Source organism: Streptomyces sp. URMC 129 (assembly GCF_051386415.1).
In the GTDB taxonomy this organism is placed as follows: Bacteria; Actinomycetota; Actinomycetes; order Streptomycetales; family Streptomycetaceae; genus Streptomyces.
Genome location: NZ_JBPQTQ010000104.1, coordinates 1 through 23,660, shown reverse-complemented (window position 1 = coordinate 23,660; position 23,660 = coordinate 1). Strand labels below are relative to the sequence as shown.

The 23,660-nt window shown below is 69.3% G+C and carries 24 protein-coding genes; 12 read left to right on the top strand and 12 right to left on the bottom strand.

The window, feature by feature from the left end; genetic code table 11:
* Positions 1 to 335 precede the first annotated feature (335 nt).
* The 3 genes from rpsA to coaE all read left to right on the top strand — a co-directional run bounded on the left by rpsA (position 336) and on the right by coaE (position 4,260).
* The gene (rpsA, locus tag ACSNOC_RS20435; protein WP_436748959.1) at positions 336 to 1,847 is read left to right on the top strand and encodes a 30S ribosomal protein S1; all 1,512 of its coding nucleotides are present in this window, start codon (positions 336 to 338) and stop codon (positions 1,845 to 1,847) included.
* Between the two features lie 163 nt (positions 1,848 to 2,010).
* A complete protein-coding gene (locus ACSNOC_RS20430) occupies positions 2,011 to 2,961 on the top strand; it encodes a proteasome assembly chaperone family protein (RefSeq protein WP_436748960.1) in 951 nt (316 codons plus the stop codon).
* Between the two features lie 9 nt (positions 2,962 to 2,970).
* Positions 2,971 to 4,260: a dephospho-CoA kinase gene (gene coaE / locus ACSNOC_RS20425; protein ID WP_436748958.1), complete on the top strand. Its 1,290-nt coding sequence runs from the start codon at positions 2,971 to 2,973 to the stop codon at positions 4,258 to 4,260.
* A 9-nt stretch (positions 4,261 to 4,269) separates the two neighbouring features.
* Here coaE and ACSNOC_RS20420 read toward each other — a convergent pair whose 3' ends face one another.
* From ACSNOC_RS20420 to ACSNOC_RS20395, 6 genes are all read right to left on the bottom strand, one after another.
* Complete coding sequence (locus ACSNOC_RS20420) at positions 4,270 to 5,832, bottom strand: hypothetical protein (protein WP_436748957.1); 1,563 nt, start codon at positions 5,830 to 5,832, stop codon at positions 4,270 to 4,272.
* Positions 5,833 to 5,901: 69 nt separating this feature from the next.
* Positions 5,902 to 6,375, bottom strand: coding sequence for an NUDIX domain-containing protein (locus ACSNOC_RS20415; RefSeq protein ID WP_436748956.1), 474 nt, complete (start codon positions 6,373 to 6,375; stop codon positions 5,902 to 5,904).
* Positions 6,376 to 6,387: 12 nt separating this feature from the next.
* Positions 6,388 to 7,371 carry a BtrH N-terminal domain-containing protein gene (locus tag ACSNOC_RS20410; protein WP_436748955.1) on the bottom strand — a complete coding sequence of 328 codons (984 nt, stop codon included), beginning with the start codon at positions 7,369 to 7,371 and terminating at the stop codon, positions 6,388 to 6,390.
* Positions 7,372 to 7,489: 118 nt separating this feature from the next.
* Positions 7,490 to 8,689, bottom strand: coding sequence for a cytochrome P450 family protein (locus ACSNOC_RS20405; RefSeq protein WP_436748954.1), 1,200 nt, complete (start codon positions 8,687 to 8,689; stop codon positions 7,490 to 7,492).
* Between the two features lie 607 nt (positions 8,690 to 9,296).
* Entirely contained in the window at positions 9,297 to 9,776 is a 480-nt protein-coding gene (locus ACSNOC_RS20400) for a hypothetical protein (RefSeq protein ID WP_436748953.1), read from the bottom strand.
* Between the two features lie 72 nt (positions 9,777 to 9,848).
* Positions 9,849 to 10,328 (bottom strand): hypothetical protein, encoded by a 480-nt coding sequence (locus ACSNOC_RS20395; RefSeq protein WP_436748952.1) that lies wholly within the window; start codon positions 10,326 to 10,328, stop codon positions 9,849 to 9,851.
* Positions 10,329 to 10,974: 646 nt separating this feature from the next.
* On the opposite strand from ACSNOC_RS20395, the gene ACSNOC_RS20390 reads away from it, so the two are divergent.
* Together ACSNOC_RS20390 and ACSNOC_RS20385 are read left to right on the top strand one after the other, a co-directional pair.
* Positions 10,975 to 11,334, top strand: coding sequence for a hypothetical protein (locus ACSNOC_RS20390; protein WP_436748951.1), 360 nt, complete (start codon positions 10,975 to 10,977; stop codon positions 11,332 to 11,334).
* Positions 11,331 to 13,304 carry an endo-beta-N-acetylglucosaminidase gene (locus tag ACSNOC_RS20385; RefSeq protein WP_436748950.1) on the top strand — a complete coding sequence of 658 codons (1,974 nt, stop codon included), beginning with the start codon at positions 11,331 to 11,333 and terminating at the stop codon, positions 13,302 to 13,304. Before ACSNOC_RS20390 ends, ACSNOC_RS20385 begins: the two co-directional genes overlap by 4 nt.
* 19 nt (positions 13,305 to 13,323) lie before the next feature.
* Here ACSNOC_RS20385 and ACSNOC_RS20380 read toward each other — a convergent pair whose 3' ends face one another.
* Positions 13,324 to 14,067 carry a protein kinase gene (locus ACSNOC_RS20380; protein ID WP_436748949.1) on the bottom strand — a complete coding sequence of 248 codons (744 nt, stop codon included), beginning with the start codon at positions 14,065 to 14,067 and terminating at the stop codon, positions 13,324 to 13,326.
* 271 nt (positions 14,068 to 14,338) lie between these two features.
* Between ACSNOC_RS20380 and ACSNOC_RS20375 the strand changes: the two genes are divergently transcribed.
* The gene (locus ACSNOC_RS20375) at positions 14,339 to 15,142 is read left to right on the top strand and encodes a GNAT family N-acetyltransferase (protein WP_436748948.1); all 804 of its coding nucleotides are present in this window, start codon (positions 14,339 to 14,341) and stop codon (positions 15,140 to 15,142) included.
* A gap of 16 nt (positions 15,143 to 15,158) precedes the next feature.
* On the opposite strand, the gene ACSNOC_RS20370 is transcribed toward ACSNOC_RS20375, so the two are convergent.
* The gene (locus ACSNOC_RS20370) at positions 15,159 to 15,956 is read right to left on the bottom strand and encodes a protein kinase (RefSeq protein WP_436748947.1); all 798 of its coding nucleotides are present in this window, start codon (positions 15,954 to 15,956) and stop codon (positions 15,159 to 15,161) included.
* A gap of 6 nt (positions 15,957 to 15,962) precedes the next feature.
* Positions 15,963 to 16,916, bottom strand: coding sequence for a radical SAM protein (locus ACSNOC_RS20365; RefSeq protein ID WP_436748946.1), 954 nt, complete (start codon positions 16,914 to 16,916; stop codon positions 15,963 to 15,965).
* A gap of 147 nt (positions 16,917 to 17,063) precedes the next feature.
* Here ACSNOC_RS20365 and tgmC point away from each other — a divergent pair, with 147 nt between their 5' ends.
* Entirely contained in the window at positions 17,064 to 18,194 is a 1,131-nt protein-coding gene (tgmC, locus tag ACSNOC_RS20360; protein WP_436748945.1) for an ATP-grasp peptide maturase system methyltransferase, read from the top strand.
* On the opposite strand, the gene ACSNOC_RS20355 is transcribed toward tgmC, so the two are convergent.
* Both ACSNOC_RS20355 and ACSNOC_RS20350 read right to left on the bottom strand, forming a co-directional pair.
* Positions 18,181 to 18,402: a hypothetical protein gene (locus ACSNOC_RS20355; RefSeq protein WP_436748944.1), complete on the bottom strand. Its 222-nt coding sequence runs from the start codon at positions 18,400 to 18,402 to the stop codon at positions 18,181 to 18,183. The two genes, tgmC and ACSNOC_RS20355, sit on opposite strands and share 14 nt — an antisense overlap.
* A 16-nt stretch (positions 18,403 to 18,418) precedes the next feature.
* A complete protein-coding gene (locus ACSNOC_RS20350; RefSeq protein WP_436748943.1) occupies positions 18,419 to 18,880 on the bottom strand; it encodes an ATP-binding protein in 462 nt (153 codons plus the stop codon).
* Positions 18,881 to 19,033: 153 nt separating this feature from the next.
* On the opposite strand from ACSNOC_RS20350, the gene ACSNOC_RS20345 reads away from it, so the two are divergent.
* Genes ACSNOC_RS20345 through ACSNOC_RS20335 form a run of 3 tightly spaced genes read left to right on the top strand, consistent with a single transcriptional unit; the run spans position 19,034 to position 20,492 of the window.
* Complete coding sequence (locus ACSNOC_RS20345) at positions 19,034 to 19,900, top strand: helix-turn-helix domain-containing protein (protein ID WP_436748942.1); 867 nt, start codon at positions 19,034 to 19,036, stop codon at positions 19,898 to 19,900.
* Entirely contained in the window at positions 19,897 to 20,145 is a 249-nt protein-coding gene (locus tag ACSNOC_RS20340; protein ID WP_436748941.1) for a DUF397 domain-containing protein, read from the top strand. The genes ACSNOC_RS20345 and ACSNOC_RS20340 overlap by 4 nt, the downstream gene beginning before the upstream one ends.
* Positions 20,136 to 20,492, top strand: a complete 357-nt coding sequence (locus ACSNOC_RS20335) for a hypothetical protein (protein WP_436748940.1) — start codon at positions 20,136 to 20,138, stop codon at positions 20,490 to 20,492. The genes ACSNOC_RS20340 and ACSNOC_RS20335 overlap by 10 nt, the downstream gene beginning before the upstream one ends.
* On the opposite strand, the gene ACSNOC_RS20330 is transcribed toward ACSNOC_RS20335, so the two are convergent.
* Complete coding sequence (locus ACSNOC_RS20330) at positions 20,489 to 21,709, bottom strand: FUSC family protein (protein ID WP_436748939.1); 1,221 nt, start codon at positions 21,707 to 21,709, stop codon at positions 20,489 to 20,491. The genes ACSNOC_RS20335 and ACSNOC_RS20330 overlap by 4 nt on opposite strands.
* Positions 21,710 to 21,843: 134 nt before the next feature.
* On the opposite strand from ACSNOC_RS20330, the gene ACSNOC_RS20325 reads away from it, so the two are divergent.
* Positions 21,844 to 22,962 (top strand): DUF5954 family protein, encoded by a 1,119-nt coding sequence (locus ACSNOC_RS20325; RefSeq protein WP_436748938.1) that lies wholly within the window; start codon positions 21,844 to 21,846, stop codon positions 22,960 to 22,962.
* Between the two features lie 21 nt (positions 22,963 to 22,983).
* A partial coding sequence (locus ACSNOC_RS20320; RefSeq protein ID WP_436748937.1) for a hypothetical protein occupies positions 22,984 to 23,660 on the top strand: 677 nt, incomplete at its 3' end.

The window sequence follows — 23,660 nt, the reverse complement described above, 5'->3', positions numbered from 1 at the left end:
GCGCGACCCCGCCCGGCGCGGCGCGGTGTGACGGGCGCCTCACATGCCGCGTGAGCTGGGATGTGTCACTTTTGGCCCGATAGTGCCCCTCGTGGGGCGAACCGCGCATTGACCCTGCCTGCCTGCGCCCGTATGCTATAAGGCGCGCTGCGGGCCTGCGCGCCTCAGACAGAGCAGGTCGCGCTCGCATCTGTTGTATGTCCCCTCGGTTGTCGAGGCGCCTTCGGTGTGTGAGCTTCGGAGGGCGCTTCCTAGCTGTCCGGCTTCGGCAGTGCGATACGGGCTCCGGCGTAGCAGTGCCTACGAAACATGTCCGTACCGGAGCCCTTTACCACATGACGAGCAGCACCGAGACCCCCGTGACCACCCCGCAGGTTGCGGTCAATGACATCGGTTCCGAGGAAGCCTTCCTCGCCGCGATCGACGAGACGATCAAGTACTTCAACGACGGCGACATCGTCGACGGCGTCATCGTGAAGGTCGACCGGGACGAGGTCCTGCTCGACATCGGTTACAAGACCGAGGGCGTCATCCCCTCGCGCGAGCTGTCGATCAAGCACGATGTCGACCCCAACGAGGTCGTGGCCGTCGGTGACGAGATCGAGGCCCTTGTCCTCCAGAAGGAGGACAAGGAAGGCCGCCTGATCCTGTCCAAGAAGCGTGCCCAGTACGAGCGCGCCTGGGGCACCATCGAGAAGATCAAGGACGAGGACGGCATCGTCACCGGCACGGTGATCGAGGTCGTCAAGGGCGGTCTCATCCTCGACATCGGTCTGCGCGGCTTCCTGCCCGCGTCCCTCGTCGAGATGCGCCGCGTCCGCGATCTCCAGCCGTACGTCGGCAAGGAGCTCGAGGCCAAGATCATCGAGCTCGACAAGAACCGCAACAACGTCGTCCTCTCCCGCCGCGCCTGGCTGGAGCAGACCCAGAGCGAGGTCCGCCAGACCTTCCTCACCACCCTCCAGAAGGGCCAGGTGCGCTCCGGTGTCGTCTCCTCCATCGTCAACTTCGGCGCGTTCGTGGACCTGGGCGGCGTGGACGGTCTGGTCCACGTCTCCGAGCTGTCCTGGAAGCACATCGACCACCCCTCCGAGGTCGTCGAGGTCGGCCAGGAGGTCACGGTCGAGGTCCTGGACGTCGACATGGACCGCGAGCGCGTCTCGCTGTCGCTGAAGGCGACCCAGGAAGACCCGTGGCAGCAGTTCGCCCGGACGCACCAGATCGGCCAGGTCGTGCCCGGCAAGGTCACGAAGCTGGTTCCGTTCGGCGCGTTCGTCCGCGTGGACGAGGGCATCGAGGGCCTGGTGCACATCTCCGAGCTGGCCGAGCGCCACGTGGAGATCCCGGAGCAGGTCGTCCAGGTCAACGACGAGATCTTCGTCAAGGTCATCGACATCGACCTGGAGCGGCGCCGGATCAGCCTCTCGCTGAAGCAGGCCAACGAGAACTTCGGGCCCGACCCGATGGCGGTGGAGTTCGACCCGACGCTGTACGGCATGGCCGCGTCCTACGACGACCAGGGCAACTACATCTACCCCGAGGGCTTCGACCCGGAGGCGAACGACTGGCTGCCCGGGTACGAGAAGCAGCGCGAGGAGTGGGAGCGCCAGTACGCGGAGGCGCAGTCCCGCTTCGAGCAGCACCAGGCGCAGGTCATCAAGTCCCGCGAGGCGGACGCCCAGGCCGAGGCCGAGTCGGCCGGCGGTGGCGGCGGCGGCGGGCAGCAGTCCGGCGGTGGCGGCGGCGCCTCGTCGTACTCGTCGCCGCAGTCGGACGACGCGGGTGCCCTGGCTTCGGACGAGGCGCTGGCGGCGCTCCGCGAGAAGCTGGCCGGCGGACAGAGCTGACCGACGCCGTGCGCTGATCACCGGCGCACGGCACGGCACTGCTGACGACAGGCCCGCCCCCACCGGGGGCGGGCCTCTCGGTCGTTGCTGACGCGGGGAATGCCTTCGCGGTACCGTGCGTTGTCCTCTGCGTACGCGAGACAACGGAAGGGGTGCGGTGACGGTGCGCGATCCGCGGGAGTTGTTCGCATGGGACCCCGACGGCCTGGCCCGGGCCGACGCGGCCACGGGCGGGGCGGAGAGCGCGGGCCCGGTCCTCCTCTACCACTTCGACGGCTTCATGGACGCCGGTGAGGCCGGCGCGCAGCTCATCGAACTGCTGGTCGAGGACCAGGTGACCACGACCGTGGCCCGTTTCGACCACGACCGGCTCGTCGACTACCGCGCGCAGCGCCCCGGCATGACGTTCCACCGCGACCGGTGGACGGCGTATCAGGCTCCCAAGCTGGAGCTGTCCCTCGTGCACGACGCGACGCACCAGCCGTTCCTCGTCCTGGCCGGACCCGAGCCGGACGTGGAGTGGGAGGCGTTCGCCGCCGCCGTGCTGCTGATGGTGGAGCGGCTGAACGTCCGGCTGCTGATGACGTTCCACGGCATCCCGATGGGCGTCCCGCACACCCGCCCGGTCGGCCTGACCCCGCACGGCAACCGCACGGACCTCGTGCCCGGCCACCGCAGCGTGTTCGAGGAGGCCCAAGTGCCGGGCAGCGCCGCCGCGTTGCTGGAGCTGCGGCTGATGGAGGCGGGGCATGACGCGGTCGGCGTCGCCGCCCACGTGCCGCACTACGTCGCCCGTTCCCGTTACCCCGACGCGGCCCTCGTCGTCCTGGAGGCCGTCACCGCCGCCACCGGCCTGGTGCTCCCGGACGCCGCGCACGCGCTGCGCAGCCGCGCGCTGAAGACGCAGGACGAGATCGAGCGGGAGCTGGCCGAGGGCGACTCCGATCTGGTCGCGGTGGTGCGCGGTCTGGAGCAGCAGTACGACGCGATCGCGGGCGCCGCGAGCCGGGGCAGCCTGGTCGCGGAGCCGGCGGAGCTGCCGTCCGCCGACGAGCTGGGCGCGGTGTTCGAGCGTTTCCTGGCCGAGCGCGAGGACGGCGACGGCGACAGGTAGCCTGCCCGCATGCTGAATGTGGGACTGACCGGCGGCATCGGCGCGGGCAAGAGCGAGGCGGTGCGGCTGCTCGCCGCGCACGGCGCGGTCGTCGTGGACGCGGACCGGATCGCCCGCGAGGTCGTCGCCCCCGGCACGCCCGGACTGGCCGCCGTCGTCGCGGAGTTCGGCGAGGAGATCCGCACGCCGGACGGCGCGCTGGACCGTGAGCGCCTCGGCCGGATCGTCTTCGGTGACGAGGCCCGCCGCCAGGCGCTCAACGCGATCGTCCACCCCCTGGTCGGCGCCCGCTCCCTCGAACTCCGGGACGCGGCACCCCCCGACGCCGTCGTCGTGCACGACGTGCCGCTGCTCGCGGAGAACGGCCTGAAGGACCTCTACGACGCGGTGATCGTCGTGGACGCCTCCGAGGCGACCCGCCTGGACCGCCTGACCCGCCTGCGCGGCATGCCGGAGGAGGACGCGCGCGCCCGAATGGCGGCCCAGGCCACGCGCGAGGACCGCCTGAAGATCGCGGACTTCGTCCTGCGCAACGACGGCACCGTGGACGAACTGGCCGCCCAGGTGGACGCGTTGTGGACCCGGCTGGGCGAGCTGCGGATCGCCTCTGACCTGCGGCAGCGGTTCGGGACCCTGACCACGGCGCATGTGGCGGACGCGTGCGTCCGGGCCGGTGTCCCGGTCCGCTCCGTGTCGCTGCGGCCCGTGGAGCCGGGCAGCCGCCTGGCGGGCCGGGTCCTGCCCGCCCGGCACGTGGGCAGCGTGGACGTCTTCCTCGAAGCCCTCGAAGCGGCCGACCCGGGCGACGTGCTGGTGGTCGACAACGAGGCCCGCCCCGACGAGGCGTGCGTGGGTGACCTCGTGGTGCTGGAGGCCCGCGCCGCGGGCCTGTCGGGCCTCCTGATCTGGGGCCTGCACCGCGACACGGCCGACATCCGCGCGATCGGCCTGCCGGTCTTCAGCCTCGGCGCGATCCCGGCCGGGCCCCGGCGCCTCGACCCGCGCCCCAACGACGCCCTGGCCTCGGCGCGCGTGGGGGAGTGGACGGTGACCCGTTCCGACCTGGCCGTCGCCGACGACGACGGCGCTCTCTTCCTCCCGGCCGACCGCGCCGACGACCTGCTCACCCTGGCCGAGTCGATCCGCGACACCGAACGCGCCCAGGCCGACCGGATCCACGCGGGCACGACCCTGCGCGAGCAGGTCGGTTTTCCCGCCTACCTGGCGGGCCGCCAGGAGGACCCGTCCCTGACCTTCCGCGCCCACCTCCGCGCGGTGGGCGGCGCGATCGAGGAGTGACCGGGCGCGCTAGGTGTCGGCGGGGCAGTCGGCCAGGCTCACGTCCTCCTGGCGGATGCGCAGCGGCTCTTCGCGGACCGGGTCCCACAGCCAGACGTGCTCGCCCTCGGCGCCGAAGAAGAGCATCGGCCGGTCGGCGGGCGGCAGGGGGCCGCCCAGGACCGGGGCGGCGTCGGGAGCGGTGAGGGGGCGGACGCAGAGCAGGCGTCCGTCGAAGCCGTAGTAGCGCGCCGGGTCCTGGCCCTCCCGGGCCGCTCCGGCGGTGCGCGCCGCGGCCGTCGAGGCGCCGTCCATGCCGACGAGCAGCGCGGTCAGCACGTACACGACGCACAGCAGCGGGATCGAGACGAACAGCATCTCCCGCAGCGTCGACACCATGTGCAGGTGCCGCGCCCAGCCGCCCATCGCGATGAACAGCAGCACGGACGCCGCCGCCACCCCCACCGGCCGCAGCGCCATCCACACCGGCGCGTAGAACTCGACGGGCACGGCCGCCGAGGGAATCCCGAACTCCTCGGTGAGGTATACGCTGTGGAGCAGCCCGCCGAACATCGGCAGCACCAGCACGAGCGGGGTGGCCAGCAGCGGCACGACCCACTGCGCGTTCCGGCTGAACCACGAGTGGCTCAGCGCCAGCCACACGCCCGCGAGGACGAGCAGCAGGAGCACCGCGACGCCCACCCGCAGCGCCTGCGTCGCCAGCGAGTCCTCGTTGTCCGCGCCCCACATCCAGCCGACCAGCGCGGTGCCGCCCACCAGCGCGACGCCGATGCCCAGCCGGAAGACGAACGGCCGCGGCTCGTTGCTCGTCAGCCACCGGCCGACCGGCCAGCACGACGCCGCCACCAGCAGCGCGGGCACCAGCCGCCACCAGCCGTCGAGGTCCGCGATCAGCGCCCCGCACACCAGGAACGCGGCGGTGACCGCGCCGCCCGCCGCGCCGCGCGTCACCAGCTCGCGCGTCCCGTCCGCGTCCGGCGCCGCCGCGTCGTCCACCGCCGGGCCCAGCGAACGGCGCAGCGTGTGCGCCGCCGGGTCGAACGGCCGGCCGCCCAGGTCGCGGTCGGTCAACTCCCGCACGGCCGCCGCCTCGTCCGGGGCGCCCGGCAGGGAGAGGGCGCGCTGCACGTCGGCCAGGCCGACGGCGGCGGCGAGTTCGTACAGCCACCGCACCACCCGCCCGGCACCGGCCGGGCCGCGACGGCGGACGTGGTACGTGGTGCGCCGGGGCGGCGGCACGGGCACGACGAGCGCGGAATCCCGTATCCAGAGCGGCAGTTTGCGCTCCTTGGCCAGCCCCTCGACCGCCCGCACGGCCCCGGCCCGCGCCCCGAGCCGCGCGCCACGGACGCGCACCTCGACCACGTACGCCACGTGCCGCGCCTCGGCCGGTATCCGGTCGGCGGCCTCCGCCTCCCGCACCGCCCACCCCTGCGCCGTCAACTCCTCGACGGCGAGCCGCCGTTCCTCCGGATGATCGAGGATCTGCACGGCGACCCGCACCCGGCGGTTGTAAATGAGCTGTGCCTCACCGGCGTTGACATCGGTCGCACTGCGCCACCACTGGAACAAGCGGCTTTCTCCTCCCCGCCCGTCACGCGGATCGTCGGCGCCACTGTAGTGCGGCCGTCAGCGCGTCCGTCAGGCCGATCCCCCGTGTTCGAGGTAGTCGGTGCGGTTTCCCGTCCGGGCCGCGACGGCCGCCGTGACGCGCGCCGCGAGGCGCGGAATGGTCAGCTCGGACACCGACTCGACCGGACAGAACGCGAATCCGCGCAACTCCCCGTCCCGCAGCCGGATCGCGGCCCGTGTCTCCTCCGGCAGCACACCGCCGTCGAAGATCCACAGGACCTTGTCCCCTTCAGCGGGATGCGGAGCCCAGTCGACAACGAGCAGACGCCCGATCACCGGCGTGATGCCCAGCTCTTCGGCCACCTCGCGCTCACACGCCTGGCGAGGGGACTCACCGGCCTCCACATAGCCCCCGGGAAGATCCCGGTACCGTTTGTACGTCGGCTCGACGAGCAGGATGTCGCCGCGGCCGTCGAAGAACAGCGCCCCCGCCGCCATGCGGGGCAGTGCCGTCTTCGCTTCGTGCTCGTTCAGCGTCGCCATGGTCCGAGCCTCCTAGAGCAAGCTGAGTGCCTGCATCGCATCGAGTTCGATGCGCGAGAGCTCGTGGAGGACGGAGCCGGCCTGCGTGAGGTTCTTCGCGTCGCCGGATTCACCTGCCGCCGTGACGAGTGCGGCCACCTGAGTCCAGAGGGTGGCGGCCTCGGTGTACAGGCTGTGGCCGGTGCGCAGGTGGCTGCTGTCGATCAGTGGGGCACACTCGGCGAGGAAGTCCCGGTAGAGGTTGCGGAACAGGGCGCCGCCGGTGCCGGCCCTCTCCATGAGGACGGCGGCCCGTGGCAGGTCCTCCTGCGGATTGCCGCTGCGCTCCAGCCACTTCGGCACGTGCTTGGCGGCCTTCTCGATGCCCCGGTGGCCCAGGTTCGCGATGGGCGGGTTCAGGAAGGCGTCGGCGCATGTCCTGATCGCGGGGATGATCCGGTCCCGCGGTGACGTCAGGGTGCTGGTCGCCGTGATGGTGAAGGATCGGTGCCTGGCGGTCATGGGGCCGCGCTCGGCCCTGGCCCTGGCCAGGCCGGCGAGGCTGGTCGAGACGGCTCCGCCCTGTGCGGCGGTGTCCACCAGGTAGGCGTTCTGCTCGTCGTAGCCGTACATGGCCACGATGTGCCCGCCGAAGTGCACCTTGGTGCTGAAGTAGTCCAGGTGGTAGCTGTCGAGTTGAAGGCCGACCGGCCGGCCGGCGTCGATGGGCGCCGCCACGTTCTGCCATGCCTTGCGCGGGGAGGTGGTCTCCCCGACCAGCAGCTCCAGCCCGAGGACGGCGGCCAGGTTCCTGGTGAGCTCGAACGGCTTGACCCGGCCTCCCAGGAAGGGGAAGCCCATGCCTTTGCTGTCCCAGTAGATGAAGGACAGCCCGGAGCCGAGCCCGAACAGCATGGGCTCGGACAGGTCGAGTCCCTCGTGCCGCAGCAGCACGCCCAGTGCCGTCGTCTCGCAGTGCCGCATGCCACGGGCATCGATGTCCTTCACCATGGTCATGCGGCTCATTCTCCCCCCTGACCGGACGACGACGCCCGCTGAGCCGGCGGGCGCCGACGGACAGAGTGCTGTGGTCCTGGACGAGCAACGGGCGGCAGGGATCGCCGTTCGTGGGGGGTCAGCGGAGGCGGACGGGCAGGGCGGCGACGCCGCGGAAGCGGGCGTTGGAGTACCAGCGTGGTTGCTCGCCGGGGCGGGCCAGGCGCAGGCCGGGGAAGCGCCGGAGCAGGTGGGTGAAGGCGATCTCGGCCTCCAGCCGCGCCAGCGGGGCGCCCAGGCAGTGGTGGATGCCGTGGCCGAAGGCGAGGTGGCCGCCCGCGTCGCGGGTGATGTCCAGCCCGTCCGGGTCGGGGTACCGGCCCGCGTCCCGGTTGGCGGAGCTCAGCGCGATGTGCACGAACGCACCGGCCGGGATCTCGGTCCCCGCGATGACGACCGGTTCCTCCGTGTAGCGCAGGGTCGCCAGATTGACCGGGCTCTCCCAGCGCAGGAACTCCTCGATCGCGCCCGGGATCAGCGCCGGGTCGGCGCACAGCGCGGCCCACTGCTCCGGGTGACTCAGCAGGGCCCAGGAACCGCTGGCGATGAGGCTGACCGTGGTCTCGTGGCCGGCAAGCAGCAGCAGGAAGGCCATCGCGATCACCTCCTGCTCGGAGAGCCGGTCCTCCTCGTCCCGCACCCGCACCAGCTCCGACAGCAGGTCGTCGCCCGGCTGTTCGCGCTTGGCCCGCACCAGCTCCGCCAGGTACCGGCCGGTGGCCGCGAACGCCTCCCGGTCCAGGCCGGTCAGCAGGCCCCGGCCGCGCACCTGGAACGCGGCGCGGTCGGCGTAGGGGACGCCCAGCAGCTCGCAGATCACGGTGATGGGCAGCGGCATCGCGAACGCCTCGACCAGGTCCGTCTCTCCGTCCGGCGCGGCGGCCATGGCGTCGAGCAGGCCGGTGGTGATCTCCTCGACGCGGGGCCGCAGTCCGGCGACGCGGCGGGTGGTGAACGCCCGGGCCACCAGCTTCCGCAGCCGGGTGTGGTCCGGCGGATCGGAGTTGAGCATGTGCGTGGCGAACGACGATGCCGACCCGCCCACGGACAGCGGTGCCTGGCCCATGGCCCGCAGGAGCCTCTCGTTCGCCGCGCCCTTGCGCAGCCGGGGATCCGCCAGCGCGGCCCGCGCCTCGGCGTGCCCGGTGACGACCCACCCCTTGACCCCGCCCGGGAAGACGACGTGCCGCACGCCGCCCTCCTCGCGCCACTGCCGGTAGACGGGATGCGGATCCGCGAAGAACCCCTCGTCCAGCACGTCCGGCCCACCCACCGTCATCGCGCCCTCCCTCGCACGCCGACCCCCGCACCGGCCCCCAACAGGGCCGTGCTGAAAGGCCGTTCGACAGCTACCGATCCTAGGCACGTGTGCTCCCCCCGGGTAGGGGAGCGTGTTGGGGATTGTGGGTGCGGTCCCAGGGTCATTGCATGATCGAGAAGTGTCCGGTTTCGTCAGGTGAGGCCGAGTGTTCGTAGGGGTCGCTGGTGGTCGCGGCCGGTGCGGCGGAGGGCGGCGGCGATGTTGGTCTCGCCGTCTTGGCGGAAACGGCAGCCCTCACCGCAGCCGGAAGACGGGGGGAATCGGTCGGTGCTGCGACCGGTCACGGTGGACGGCAAGACCGGCCGCGGGTCACGCACCGCCCAGGCACAGGCAACGACCGGTTGCTTCACGGCCATGCCCGCCGGCCGGCAACCTTTCCTCGCAACTGTCTCCGCCGATCGCCCGTTGCGTTGTTGCCGCCGTCATCCCGATCCGACACGTCGCCCCTGGCGGCCTGGAACAGGACGGTGACGTGATGCGTTCCATGGCCGGCCCCGGTCGGGGGTGGCCATGGAACGACTGACGGTGAGCTATGGGGGTTGTGTGCTCGGAAACTGCACGGCACTTATTTGCTGCGCCACTTCCCGGTGCCGTAAGAGGCTCCCATGCCCACCGCGGTGGTGGGAACGAGAACCGTTCCGATGGGGGAACCCCCGTTGTACCAGGTGATCTCGACTGCTTTTGCCGCGCTTGATGCACGGACGATGCTGAACGACGGCTCCGTGCCGGTCGTCTGCTGCGCGGTGTAGATGTAGGCGCCGACGCCTGTGCCATCGAAGGGCTTCACCTGCAGTCCAGCCGAAACGCCCTCGAAGACGAGGGTCTTCTGGTCGTTCTCCCAGGTCAACTCCGCGGTCAGTGCGCCTCCTTCGATGCTGACCGAGAAAGTGACGGGCCCGTTGACCGTATGGGCGCCGTTCTTCTTGAGCTCTTCCCTGATCGACTTCAGGTTCGCGAACCGCGTCTCAAGGTCCGAGTGGAGTTGCCTCAGGTGTTTGAGTGCCTTGTCCTTCGATTCTTCCGTGGGTCGCACATCGGTAGTCATGGATGGTGTCCTCTCTGTTTCGGGGGTCCATGTTCGGCGCCAGGGGAACGGGCGCCGGATCTCCCTGCCTGCTCAGTTCCAGCTTCCGCTGCCGTACATGCCGGCACCGATGTCACCGACACCGCCGACGAGCATCGTGCCCACGGGGGTGCCCCCGTCCCACCAGGTGATGGTCACCGCTCCCGCCTCCTCGGCCGCAGCGAGGATGGAGAATGAGAGTGAGGTGCCCCGTGTGTCAGCCGCCGAGTAGGCGTACATGCCTTGCCCGATTCCGGCGAAACCGCCGAACCCGGCACCCCAGGCCGTTCCGCTGTACGTGACCTCCGATCCGTCGTTCTCCCAGAAGGCGGTCACATTGAGTTCGCCGTAGATGAGGTAGGCGTCGAACTCGACGCCACCCGCGATTCCGTAAAGGTCGTCACCGGCGTAGACCTTCTTCCGGATGGATTCGAGTTTTGCGTACCGCTTTTCGAGGTGTTGGTGGTGCCTGATCAGTCGTTCTTTGGCGGTTTCCGTGGTGATATTCTCGGTCGGTCGTACCATTGTGGCCATGGTCGTCCCTTTCTCCTCGTCCTTTCTGGTTTCCGGGGAACCACCTTTTTCCGGTTCTCCGGATCCTTGCCGTGCTGACCCGATAGGTTACCCATAAGCGGTGCTGTCGCCGATCAGCAGAGTTCGTCGGCACCGGCTTTCTGACATGGTGCCGGGATCGCGAGCGAGCCGCGAACGGCCCGCTCTCGCGAGGTGTCAAGCTGATGGGAATGATGGGGCTCGGGCTGTCTGCACGAGTGTCCTGCTCCTGTCCTGCTCGGGCCATTTGCCCGACGTTGTTGCACGCCTTTCCTGTCCTGCAGCTCCCGGAATACGGCCGTCGGCGTGTGCACGAGCAGCGACATAAACCAGCGTAGGCGCTCCTGCGAAACGGCGCATATGCACGGCACCCAGCGATCAGCACCGACGCGCTGCACACCCAGCGCAGCCACGGGACCTACCCCACCGGGCGCGGCGCCCGCTACCTGGCCGTCGTCAAGCGAAACCACCCCGGTCTGCACGCCCGGGTCAAGACCTGCCGTGGCAGGACATCCCGCTGGACCACCGCACCCGTGACAGGGCCCACCACCGCGACGAGATCCGCCGGCTGAAGGTCGCCGCCTTCTCCCGCATCGACTACCCCGGCGCCCGCCAGGCCATCGAGGTCGTGCGCCGGGGGCGCGACCTGACGACCGGGAAGCTCACCATCAAGCACGTTCACCTGATCACCAGCCTCGACGTTCTCGACGCCGCCCCACGCCCAGCTCGCAGCCTGGGTCAGAGGCCACTGGGGTATCAGAACCTCCTGCACCACGTCCGCGACCGCACCTTCCGCGAGGACGACTCCAAGGTCCGCACCGGCCACCTCCCCGGGACCATGGCCAGCCTGCGCAACCTCGCCACCAGCGTCTTCCGCCAAGACGGCGAGACCAACATCGCCCCCTTGTTGCGTTTGCGGTCGTGGTACCCGTGGCTGATATTCGTCTCGTACCCGTTGCGGCCCGGATCGGTGATGGAGACGCGATGATGGCCGAGTCCTGCTCGAAAAACCTGATCAGTCACCTGAGCGCGGTGGATCATCCGCCCTACACACCTGTCTGGTACCCCGACACGATTCTGCAATGGGACCCCAAGAAGGACCCGGACGCACCGTACAACCGCTGCACGGTTCCGCTGGCCGAACGCACACAGCACACCCACGAAAAGTTCCACAGCGGCACCCGTAACGCCAAGGCGAACGTCGCTGCCTGCGCCGAATTCGCCCCCACGTCGAACAACCCCGCACAGGGAGTTTTCGACCACGGCTACTACGCCCTGGGATACTGGCAGTACCTCGATATCCTCGTCTTCTGGGGAGGATCCTCGGCTGAGGGAACGATCCTCGCTCCGAACGCCCACCTCGTTGAGGCCGCGCACCGGAACGGAGTGAAGGTGTACGGCAACATCTTTTTCCCGGAGGGGCAAACCTCTCAGCACAAGCAATGTGTTACGGATTTCTTGCAGAATTCCAACGGTGTCTACCCCGTGGCCGACAAGCTGATCGAAGTGGCGGACTACTTCAAGTTCGACGGCTGGTTCATCAATGAGGAAACGTACAAGGGTTCCACTGACTTCATCGGATTCCTCAAGTATGCCATCAAGAAGAGAGATGCGGGAGGGAAAAGGGTCGAGTTCATGTGGTACCGGCTGGCCGGTAGCCTGGGGGACGGGAAGTTCTTTCAGGAAAAGACGGTTCGCGTGTCCGACTCCATGTTTCTCGATTACAAATGGACCAAAGAGGGTCTCAAGAGCGACAGCAAGAAGGCGGTCGACGACCTGAAGCGCAGCCCGTACGACCTGTACGCCGGTCTGGAGATCTCGCGCAACCGCGGGAATCCCGAAGACGCGAGTCCGTATGTGTCGCTGGGGCCCTTCGACCTCCATGCGGCGTCCATGTGCCGCAGCGGTAACGCACGGGACCTGAAGAAATTCTACGAGGAGGAGTCCCACTTCTGGGTGGGGCGCAGCACGTACGGCGACCCGTCGAATGTGCCGGACACGGCTCGGTGGGGCCTGGCCAAGTACATCGTGGAGCGGACGCCCGTCCTGCGGAAACCGTTCGTGACGAACTTCAACACCGGACACGGCACCGCCTATTACACGCGTGGCAAGAAGGTGCGTAACGGCGGTTGGGCCAACCTGTCGCTCCAGGACGTGTTGCCCACATATCGCTGGGTGGTGCGGCCCACCCGGCAGGCACTCGATCCAGCTTTTGACTTCACGGACGCGTTCCACGGCGGATCCAGCCTGCTGCTCACCGGCAAGATCGAGACGGGGAAGGATCCCAGCACGGTCCTGCTCTATCAGACGGAACTGGACGTGACCCAGGACACCGTGCTCTCTGTCGCGGTGAAGACCGAAGAAGCGGGGGAAACCCGGCTGAGCGTCGCGCTCGCCTTCGCAGGGGCGGCGACCACCTTTGTCCCTGTCAAACTCGGGAAAACCACCGGCAAGAACTGGGAGGTCATCACCAAGCCGCTCAAGGACCATGCCGGAAAGAAGATCGTGCAGATCGGGCTGCAAACGGTCAACGACACGGCGGTCCCGGCCTACAAGATCCGCGTCGGGCAGATCGCGGTCTGTGAGAAGAAGCTCAAGAAACCGGCTGGGCCAACCGACTTCAAGATCACCAAGAAAACCGATCTCACCCATCACAGAAAGGCGCTGCGCATCCAGTGGAAGGCCGCCACGGCCACCACCGACGCGCCGGTGCATCATTACGAGATTTACCGCCAGGACGGCACAACCGAGACCTATATCGGCGGCACGCTCAACACCGTCTTCTACATCCCGGAGCTCGACCGCGAGGGCACGCAGAAGGAGACAACGATCGGCGTCAGAGCTGTCGGCCCCACGGGCGAATCCTCCGACCTGGTCACCGCTTCTGACACGAAGATCGAGTGGCAGCGCGACGAGAGCGAGTGTCCGGTCATGAAGCGTTCGACAAACACCCAGTGAGCGGACACCGGGCCGGCCGTCAGGCCACCGTCACACCCCGGTGGTTCGTCCACGCCTCGGCGGCTTCGGCCAGGGCCCTGCGCCACGTCTCCTCGGGCCTCCGGCGGGCAAGGGCATACAGCATCCGCACGTAGGCGGCGGCGAAGACATCGATGGCTTTCGAGTCCGCATTCACCCATGCCGTGCAGCGGGCCACCCAGGCCTCGGCGGCCCCGGCGCTGTGGCCCGCGGCCACGAGCTGCACGACGAGGCAAGCCGGGTCGATGAACGCCGCGCCATAAGTGGGCCAGGACCAGTCCACGAGCCATGCGTTCTGGCGCCCGATGAGCACGTTCTCCGGATTGATGTCCGCGTGAAGTAGCGCGTCGCCCCGGAACAGCTCCGCTTCCGCCTCGCTGGCGGCGAACCGATCCCACCGGGTCTCCGGCCAGTCCCGGGCAACCCCGGGGAGGTCGATTTTCCCGATGCTGTCGAGGAGTTGGACGACGGACGGCAGGTCGGGTGAGCCCGGCTCGAAGTCCGACGGCCGTCCCTCGACAAGATCGAATCCCAGAATCATCCACTCGTCGTCCTCCGCCTGCCACCGCAGTGGCGGGGAGAAGGGCTGCACGAACGGGTTGATCAGCTTCTCCCGGACGATGGAGACGCGGCGCCACCCCTGGTTCCGCATGCCCTTGACGAAGAACGCTCCCTTCTCGGACTCGACCACAGCGGTGAGGTCCGAGCCGAACCCGCGCCCGTCAGGCGGTCGGATGTCGGTCACGTCTCCGGTGTACGGGTGGATCAGTGCCCGGAATGCCGGGCTGAGGCTGTCGCGTGTCATAGATTCTTCGGCTCTTCGCTTCCTACGGGACGGGCCCACCCGGGCAGACCCGAGCCTGGCTCCGGGCTGCGGCAATGGCCGTCCATGTGTGATGGGGTGTCACCGAACGCCGCAGGCAGGCGGCGAGCGGACGACGACAATGGAGGCGCGCCCACGTGGGGCTCACGGTGCGGCCGTACAAGCCGGTTGACCAGGGCTCTGTCCCCTGGAGTTGATCAACGCCGACCGGATGTCGGGGCAGCCGGAGACGACGGCCGCCATGCTGGCCGATGCGCTGGCGGGCCGTTCGGTCGTGGACTCCGGCTGGTGGGCGGAGTTGGAGGCCCCACGTACGGATGTCGCGCGGGATGCCAAGGGGCGGGTGGTCGGGGTCGTCTCCCACGCGGTACGTCCGTCCGACAAGTCCGGTTTCCTGCTGTGGCTCCATGGTCGCGAAGACCGTGGAGTGCTGCGAGCACTGATCGAGCACACGTTGACCAGCCTGGACACAGCCGTCGTGTACGCCTTCGAGTTCGCCTCTGCGCTGACACTCGGACTGGAGGGCCTGCCCGTCCTGCACCGTCCGGCCTCCCGAGCGGCACTGGAAGATGCTGGATTCACCGGGCGCGACCTGTGGCGGTACATGCATATCGACCTCCCCGTCACCGGTCTGCCGCGCGCGGATCACGTCCAGGTCGAGGAGTCCGACGACCCGCCTGGCAAGCGTCTGGTGATCCGGGCCAGTAAGGAGCCGAATGGCGTCTGGGCCGAAGCGACCATCGGCCGGCCGGTCGCGGGGATCGGTGTCCTGTGGTGGATCAGTGTTGATCCTGCCCGACGTGTTCGTGGGCTGGGTACCGCGCTGCTCGGCTCGGCCCTTGACGTGCTCGTCAGTCTGGGCGCCGAGGAGGCGATTCTGTTCGTGGACGACGACGCCCCCGCCGACGATCCGGAACGAAGTCGGGCCGCAGCGAACCGGTTGTACGACCGCGCCGGCTTTCGGGAGATTGATCGGCTGTTCTCCTTCACACGGTGACCTCCGGGCGGGGACGTCAGGTCACCGTCACGCCTCGGTAATTGGCCCAAGCCTCGGCGGCCTCCGCCAGGGCCTTGCGCGCTGGCCTGTCGGGCCTCTGCCAAGCCAGTTGCCACCACATGCGTGTCTTAGCGGCGGCGAATGCGTCGATAGCCCTCGGGTCCGCGCTCGCCCACCCCTTGCACCGGGCCACCCACGACTCGGCGGACTGGGGACTGTGCCCCGCCGCTACGAGCTGGATGACGAGCATGGCCGGATCGATGAATGCCGCTCCCCGGGTTGGCCAGCCCCAGTCCACGGCCCACGCACGTTCACCAATGAGCAGGTTGGTGTGGTTGATGTCCGCGTGCAGCAGCGCATCTCCCCGGAACAGCGTCGCCTCCGTCTCATCACTGGTGAAGCGGTCCCATCTGGTCTCGTGCCAGTCTCGTGCGATGTCGGGTAGGTCGAGTTCCCCGATCTGATGGAGAAGATCGACGATCACTGGCAAGTCCGGGGAGTCCGGCTGGAAATCCGGTCGTCTGCCGTTCACGACCTCGAACCCAAGCGCAATCCATTCTTCGTCCTCGGTCGTCCACAGCAGTGCCGGAGAGATTGACTGAACGAAAGGATTGATCAGCTTCTCACGGATGATGGAATCGCGACGGCCTCCCGGGCGGTTCCGCATCGCCTTGATGAAGAACGGCCCCTTCTCGCATTCCAGTACGGCCGTGAAGTCGGAGAAGTCCCCGCGCGAGGCGTGTGGTGTGCCCGCTGTATCTCCGGTGTACGGGTGAATCAACGCCCAGAATGCAGACTCAGGATTGGGTGTCACGTTTTCTCAGTATCCATCCGGAAAACATCTATCGGTTTCATGACCAGGATTGCACTGTTGCTGGGGCGAGCAGGGCGTAGGCGGGGATTGGTCCGGCCTGCAAGGGCCTTTGGCGGGAAAACAGGGGGTTTGGTCCGGATAGCACTTGTCCTTGTCCGGCCGACACTTCCTCTCCGTGCGCACCGCGCTGCGGATGGTGGCGTTGGCCTCGGTCATGGCGGCGCTGCCGAGGATAGCGGCGAGCGGGGCGTCCTGGATGTTCCCCACGTTCATCCAGCCGGAGAAGACGCACGGGGAAACGTCTCCGTTGGGGCCGATGGCAGCCCTGCCGGCTCCGCACCGACCGCAGAGGTTGCCCGGATCCGGGGCCTGATCCTGGCCGCCCCGCCCGAAGGCCCGGACGTGATCAGCGCCGATCCTGGTCACGCCCAAGGCTTCCAGGTCCCGCTTGGCCGCAGCGATGCGCTGCTCGCTGTTGCCGATGATTCCGACGCGCAGCGGGATGCCCAGCCCGATGGCCTTCTCGATGTTCGCCCGCGTCCGGGCATGGCTGCGGCGGCCGGTCATGGCGTCGTGTTCCTCGGCCCGGTCCGAGTAGTACGACGTGGCCAGCGTGACGCCTTCTCGCCGGAACAGTTCCCACCACTGGTCCGTGACCCGTACCAGGTTGCTGAAGACCTCGACCCGAAGACCGACGCCCAGAGCGTGTCCGACCAACTCGGCAGCGTGGGGGTGCGTCGTCGGCTCCCCGCCGATGAACTGCACGTGGTCCACACCGCAATCGGCGGCCTGGTCCAAGAGAGCGATCCAGTCCTCACGGGTCATCGTGCCGTGGCCGCCGTCCGGGCCTGATGCGTTGTAGCAGTGCACGCACGCGAGCTGGCACTTCCGCGTCAGATCCAGCCACAGGAATTGAGACCCGTCGCGCTCAGCGGGTAAAACTCCAGTGATCGCCGTCACTCTCGCACCTCCTTCGATCGTCTTCCGTGACCATGAAACTCCTCATTGTGACCGGCCCGCCGGGGCCTGTCAGCAAGGCCACCGCCCGGGCCGGGTTGCCGCTCACGGCGGCGATCGCTGATCTGTTGGAGACCGGGAAGGACGCGAGTGGCTGACGAACTGGGGTCGGAGGAGCTGCGGGCGGGGCTTGTGCGGCGGTTGTGCGGGGCCGGGAGGGTGTTGAGTCCGGAGTGGGAAGCGGCCCTGCGCGCCGTGCCGCGTGAAGCCTTCCTCAGCGAGGGATGGTTCGAGTACGAGGACGGCGGCTGGTACCGTCCCGTGTTTCTCGCCGAGGGGCCCGACCGGCTGCGGCGTGTGTATGAGGACGACACGCTGGTGACGCAGGTCGCCGGATCGGTCGTGCCGCGCCAGGTCGAGGGCCGCATCGCGCACCGCCCCTCTTCCTCGTCCACGCTGCCGGGTCTCGTGGTGCGGATGCTCGAAGAATTACGTGTCTCCGAAGGGACCCGGGTCCTCGAAATCGGCACGGGCACCGGCTATTCCACCGCTCTCCTCTGCCACGTGGTGGACGCGGACAACGTGACCTCCGTCGAAGTGGACGCCGACGTATCCGCCCGCGCCGGGGCGGCTCTCGGCGGGCTCGGGTACTGGCCCGAACTCATCGTGGGCGATGGCCTGGCCGGTCATCAGGACAACGCCCCCTACGATCGCGTGATCGCCACCTGCGGAGTGCGTACGGTCCCCGCCGAGTGGATCGCCCAGACCCGCCCCGGCGGCGACATTCTCGTCACGGTCGGCGGATGGATGAACGCTTCCGAGCTGGTACGCCTGACCGTCACTGACGACGGAACAGCGAGCGGTCCCGTTCTCGGCGGACACGTGTCCTTCATGCTGGCGCGCCCCCATACCCCGCCCCCCATCGGCCTGTTGCCCGATCTCGACGCGGCGGACGCCACGCCCACGACGGTCGGCGGAGACGCGCTGGACGACTGGACGGCTCGTTTCGTCGCGCAGTTCGCCGCCCCGCGAGCTCAGCGGTTCGTGCTGCCGCGCAACGGCCGGGACGAGCACGTGCTCATCGATGTGGAAGCGGGAGCCTGGGCCGCCGCCTATGACGGCGGCGATGGGCGGTGGATGGTCCGCCAGGGCGGTCCCGCGCGGCTGTGGGACGCCGTGGCGGACCAGACCACCCGTTGGCGGGCGGCCGGCGAACCGGCGGCCGAGCGCCTGCGGTTGAGCGTCGGATGCGATGGCGGGCAGCGTCTCACCTGGGAGTAGCCGGCCGGTCGGCTCGTTCGGCTTCGGCGCGGAGGGTTGCCGCCTCGGAGCGGTTGCGGAGGGGGATCTGCCATTCCTTGAACAGCTTGGTCAGGTACGGCGCCGACACCTCGTAGTGGCGGGCCAGGGCGTTCATGGAGAGCTTGTCGTCCAGGTAGAGGGAGACCGCCTCGTCCTTGGGGATCGTCGGCATGCGGCGCTTCGGCATGGTTTCTTTCGCCTTCTCAGTCGTGCGTGGTGGGGAGGTCGAGTTCGGCCCACACGGTCTTGCCGTGCGGTCGCCGGTCCAGCACGCCCCAGCGGTCCGCGAACGCCTCGATCAGGATCAGGCCGCGACCGGACTCCGCTTCGGGGTCGGTGAGGGCGAAGTCGGGGTGCCGGTCCGCGAGCAGGTCCTCCACGTCCACCCGCAGCACGGTCGGTGCGAGCAGGCCGGGTCCGGTGGTGAGGCGGACCCGGAAGTCGCGGTCGAGGCAACGCGCGTGCAGGGCCGCGTTGGTGGCGAGTTCGGCGACGACGATCTCGGCGGTCTGGGCGATCCGGCAGCAGTGCGGCCAGCCCCAGTCCGCGAGCTGCTGCATCGTCATCAGCCGGGCCAGGCGGGCGCCGTGGCGGGTGGAGCTGAAGAGCTGCGTGAACTCGTAGCGGGGCGGGGCGATCTCGGTAGGGGGAATTCCGGTCATCATGGCCACGAGTTTCGCCGCGTGAGACTACTGTTACCAGCAGTTACGGCCGTACGTGGGCCGCAGGTCCGAGGCCCGGAGAAGCCACGTACGGGCCATCGGTAGCGACGGTCTGGGGCGTGGGTAGTTACCCAGGGATTGACGGAGGTACGCGGCATGGCTGAAGCCGAGCAGGTGGAGCAACCGGCCGAGCTGGACGAGGAAGCGCGCGCCCGCGCGGAGGCGGAGGGCACGGAGCCGCTGCTGCGGGCCATCGGGAAGATCATCAAGACCCTGCGGGAGAACGCGCGGTTGACGCAGGTGGAGTTCGGCGCGGCCATCGGGTACGGCGTCGAGCAGGTGTCGTCCGTGGAGCGAGGGCGCAGGGCGCCCAAGAAGCAGTTCATCGAGGCGGCGGAGCGTGTGCTGAAGGCGAACGGCGTGCTGAAGGCCGTTCAGGATGACATCGACAAGGCCAGTCTCTCGGCGCGGGTACGGGAGATTACGAAGATCGAGGCCGAGGCGGTCGAGATCCACGAGTACAACCCCATTGTGGTGCCGGGGCTGTTGCAGACCGAGACGTACGCCCGCACGTTGTACCGCATGCGACGACCGCTATTGGCGGAGGAGATCATCGAGCAGCGCGTCGCGGAGCGGATGTCCCGGCGGGTCGTGTTCGACCGGTGGCCCGCGCCGATCATGAGCTTCGTACTCGATGAGGCAGTGCTGCGGCGTCCGGTTGGGGGGAAGCCGGTGATGAAGGGACAGTGTGAGCGCCTCCTGAACGTGGGCGCGATGCGGAACGTCGAGATTCAGGTCTTGCCGCTGGGCCTGGAGGACGTCGCCGAGACGCATGGCATGGCCATCTTGATGGAGTTGAAGGACCGGAAGATCGCCTTCTCAGAGGCGCAGGGGCGGAGCTTCTGGTTCACCAAGCGTCCGGAGGTTCGGGAGATCGAGGCGCGTTATGGGATTATCCGTGCGCAGGCGCTCACACCTCGTGAGTCCCTAGAGTTCATCGAAAAGTTGCTGGGAGAGACATGAGGGCCGAAGAGCTTCGCTGGGTCAAGAGCAGCTACAGCGACGCCTCGGGCGGTGCGTGCGTCGAGGTGGCGTGGGGCAAGAGCAGCCACAGTGACGCCTCGGGCGGCGATTGCGTCGAGGTGGGCCGCTGCTGCGGCTCCGTTCACGTCCGGGACTCGAAGAACAAGAACGGTGGGCAGCTCACTCTTTCGCGGGAACAGTGGGCGGCTTTCACCGCCTTCGCTACCGTTGGCTCATGGACGTAACTGCCGCCGTCGCTCTGGTGTCGGTCGCCGCCGGGAGTGTGGCGACCGAGGCCGGGCGGCATGCGTGGGAGTCGTTGGTCGCGTTGACCCGTCGCCTCACCGGCCGGACGGACCCGGACGCGGGGGACGAGGCGGCCGTACGGGAGTTGGTGGCCCGGGTTGACGAACGGGCAAGCAGCGACGAGGAGTTCGCGGGCGAGCTGGTCCGGTGGGCCGAGGCGCACCGGGCCGCGCTGGTGGAGCAGCAGCAGGTGCAGAACACCATCTCGGGCAGCGCCACCGTCCACGGGCCGGTGATCCAAACCCACACCATCCACGGCGGGATCCACTTCGGCGGCGGGTCCTAACCGGCCGTGCGCCGCTTCCGCAGCCACCGGGGCGTGTAGCGCTTCAGGCGCAGGAAGCGGGCGTGCTGCTCGCGGGAGTAGCGGTCGAGTTCCTCGGCGAGACGGATGGACCGTTTCTCCATGTCGAGTTCGTCCAGCATGCGGTCGACGTCCGCCAGCAGCGACCCGTACAACTGCCAGTGCCGGGGGTGCTCCTGGACGCGGGCCAGCAGCACCTTCGCGATGTGCTCGCGGCTCACCCTGGCCGCGTCCAGCTCGATCGCGAGGAACGCTTCCGCCTCGTCGGCCTGGCTGCTGACCTGGCTGGTGATCAGCGTGGCGAAACTGTCCACGGCTCCGGCCAGGTTGGCGTAGACCTCGCGCAGCGCGGGGGCGATGTCCGGTGCGAGCAGGGGTTCGTCGCCCCGGCGTGCGGCGAGGTCGGTGAGGCTGCGGGACATCGTGCGCAGGATGACGGCGCAGACCTCCAGGGTGTCCAGGCCGGTGCGCAGCACGATGCGCGTCATCAGGGGTTCCTTGACGCGGGGGTTGAACCGCAGGCTCTCCTCGGCCTGGATGATCGAGGCGTCGACCTGGGCGATGTCCTGGTCGAGCTGCCGGGCGCGTTCCAGCTTCTCGGCGACGCGGTGCACGGGGAGCCGTTCCTCCTCGGCCTCCTCGCCGAGCTGCACGAGCAACGTGCGCATCCGGTGGGCCTGTTCCTCGATGTCCTGGCTGGCGGAGCCGACCCAGACGGGCGGGACGAAGACGATGTTGCACGCGAGGCCGACGACGGCTCCGATCGCCGTCTCCACCACCCGATCGAGTGCTGTCTCCGCGATCTGGGTGACGCCGAGGACGAGCATCGCGCTGATCGCCACCTCGGGCACGAACTCGTCGACCCGGAGCAGGTGTCCGATGCCGAGCGCGGTGAGGATGAGCAGGCCGAGGCTCCACCAGCTCAGGCCGACCAGCGTGCTGAAGCCCGCCGCGACGAGCACGCCGGCGACCACGGAGCCGACCCGGCGGACGCCCGTGGTGAGCGTCGCGAAGAGCGTGACCTGCACGACCAGCAGCGCGGTCAGGGGCGCGAGCAGCGGCGCGGTGACGTCCGTGAGGCCGAGGGCGACGAGGTAGGCGAGGGTGGCGGCGGCCGATGAGCGCAGCGTCTGCACCACCACGGGTTCGGTTCCCGGCTTCTTGGCGAGATCGATGATGTGCTCGGGTACATCCGGCACGCCAGGCCCCTTTCGCTTCAAAACGCTCGAATCCACAAAAAGATGTCATTACCCGCCCTGAACGGGCGTGAACCCGTCCGGCCCGGTTCGCTGATTCGCTGCGGAGCACCCGTCCGGGGCAGCACAATGCGTGCATGAGTGATGACGAAGCGGAGCTTCTGGAGCCACATCGCGTCATTCGGATGACGCGCTTCGACGACCCGGTGTCGGTGATCGCCGACACGGAGGCATGGCAGGCCAGGGACGAGTACCCCGACATCCGGGCGCGCGGGCCGCTGTTCGTCGTGTGCGAGCAGGAGCCCGACGGGCGGTGGCGGGTGCTGACCGGGGGCGAGTTGACTCCGCAGAACAGCCGGGACCTGCTGGCCCGGACGTGCCTCATCCGCGCCCGGGACGCGAAGGAGGCGGGCGACGAGGACGCGTGGCGCCTCTGGAGCGCCGCAGCCGAGCGGATGGACTGGGAGAAGCTGGACGAACTCGTCGTCGCGGACAGCCGGTTCAGGATCGTCCGAGGGGAGTCGTACATCAGGACCGGGCCGCGGGGACCGGAGCCGCCGCGGCCGAGCGACGCGGACGCGATGCCGATCGGGAAGGGCAACCAGGCGCCGGCCCGGACCGAGGGGTTCCTGATCGACCCGGCGGCGGCGACCGGCGTCTCGGAGGGGATCCTGAAGTTCGACCTGCTGCAGTTCGTCTACGCCGTCGGCTCGGTGCCGCACGAGATGCGCAGCGACGCGCTCCGGGCGCAACGCACGCATCCGGGCGGTGTGCTGATGCCACCGGCCTTCGCGGTGATGGAACGGGTGGGGAGCGACGGGCGGTGGCAGGCGTTCTCGTTGCCGTCGGACACGCCGCAGGCCGCCCGGGACGGGCTGGCGGTGCGCTTCGTGGGCATGCTGCCCGCCCGGCTGCACCCGCCGACCGAGCCCAAGCGGCCGGTGGGGTTCGAGGAGTGGCCGGAGGAGCTGCGCAACGGGATGGCCGAGCAGTCCGGGCTGCTGAAGCCGGGCCAGAGGAAGCTGACGGAGGAGCAGCTCCAGGCGCTGGCCGGGGCGGCGGCGCGGTTGCGGCGCGAACGCCTGGACGAGATCGAGGTGCTGGACCGGACGTTCCGGGTGAGCCGGCTGGAGCGGCTGCTGCGGGTCGGGCCGGACGGGCCGGAGCCGCCCCGGCCGCACGACTTCGACCCGGATCTGCCGCCGGCGGCGCAGGTGGAGGAGGACCGGAAGCGCGGGATCGTGTATCCCGACTAGGCCCGGTGCGAGAGTGGGGGCATGCGACTGGAGGCGATCACCTGGGAACGGCTGACCGGGGAGCTGGCCGAGCGTGTCACGGGCCTCGCGGCGGATGCGGGAGACGCGGCGGATACGGCGGCCGGGGGCGGTGGTGCTCCGGGGTGGGTGCGGGTCCTGGTCGACGGGGCTCCGGCGGCGCGACCGGACGCGCTGGCGGGGGAGTTGGCGGAGGCGCTGCGGCTGCGCGGGCGCCCGGCGCTGGTGGTGGGCGCCAACGGCTTTCTGCGCGCCGCGTCGTTGCGCTTCGAGCACGGGCGGCGGGACGCGGACGCGTACTACGACCTGTGGCTGGACACGGGGGCGCTCTGGCGGGAGGTCTTCACGCCGCTGGAGCCGGGCGGCAGCGGGCGGGTGCTCCCGGACCTGTGGGACCCGGAGCGGGACCGGGCCACCCGGAGCGCGTACGTCGGCCTGCCGGCCGGCGGGGTGCTGGTGCTGCACGGGGCGCTGCTGCTGGGGCGGTGGTTCCCGGCGGACCTCTCCGTTCATCTGAGCCTGTCGCCAGGGGCGTTGGCGCGCCGCACGCCGCCGGAGGAGCGCTGGACGCTGCCCGCTTTCGCGCGGTACGAGGAGGAAGTGGCGCCGGGGACGGTGGCCGACGTGGTGGTGCGGGTGGACGACGCCCGGCGGCCCGCGTGGGGGACGGGATCGGGGAC

Bases quoted from the DNA above. Each gene is read 5' to 3' on its own strand.
- ACSNOC_RS20325 (WP_436748938.1), top strand. From the start codon at position 21,844: ATGAGTGATGACGAAGCGGAGCTTCTGGAGCCACATCGCGTCATTCGG.
- ACSNOC_RS20340 (WP_436748941.1), top strand. From the start codon at position 19,897: ATGAGGGCCGAAGAGCTTCGCTGGGTCAAGAGCAGCTACAGCGACGCC.
- ACSNOC_RS20395 (WP_436748952.1), bottom strand. From the start codon at position 10,328: ATGGCCACAATGGTACGACCGACCGAGAATATCACCACGGAAACCGCC.
- ACSNOC_RS20385 (WP_436748950.1), top strand. From the start codon at position 11,331: ATGATGGCCGAGTCCTGCTCGAAAAACCTGATCAGTCACCTGAGCGCG.
- rpsA (WP_436748959.1), top strand. From the start codon at position 336: ATGACGAGCAGCACCGAGACCCCCGTGACCACCCCGCAGGTTGCGGTC.
- ACSNOC_RS20405 (WP_436748954.1), bottom strand. From the start codon at position 8,689: ATGACGGTGGGTGGGCCGGACGTGCTGGACGAGGGGTTCTTCGCGGAT.
- ACSNOC_RS20345 (WP_436748942.1), top strand. From the start codon at position 19,034: ATGGCTGAAGCCGAGCAGGTGGAGCAACCGGCCGAGCTGGACGAGGAA.
- ACSNOC_RS20355 (WP_436748944.1), bottom strand. From the start codon at position 18,402: ATGCCGAAGCGCCGCATGCCGACGATCCCCAAGGACGAGGCGGTCTCC.
- ACSNOC_RS20335 (WP_436748940.1), top strand. From the start codon at position 20,136: ATGGACGTAACTGCCGCCGTCGCTCTGGTGTCGGTCGCCGCCGGGAGT.
- coaE (WP_436748958.1), top strand. From the start codon at position 2,971: ATGCTGAATGTGGGACTGACCGGCGGCATCGGCGCGGGCAAGAGCGAG.
- ACSNOC_RS20350 (WP_436748943.1), bottom strand. From the start codon at position 18,880: ATGATGACCGGAATTCCCCCTACCGAGATCGCCCCGCCCCGCTACGAG.
- ACSNOC_RS20415 (WP_436748956.1), bottom strand. From the start codon at position 6,375: ATGGCGACGCTGAACGAGCACGAAGCGAAGACGGCACTGCCCCGCATG.
- ACSNOC_RS20400 (WP_436748953.1), bottom strand. From the start codon at position 9,776: ATGACTACCGATGTGCGACCCACGGAAGAATCGAAGGACAAGGCACTC.
- ACSNOC_RS20410 (WP_436748955.1), bottom strand. From the start codon at position 7,371: ATGACCATGGTGAAGGACATCGATGCCCGTGGCATGCGGCACTGCGAG.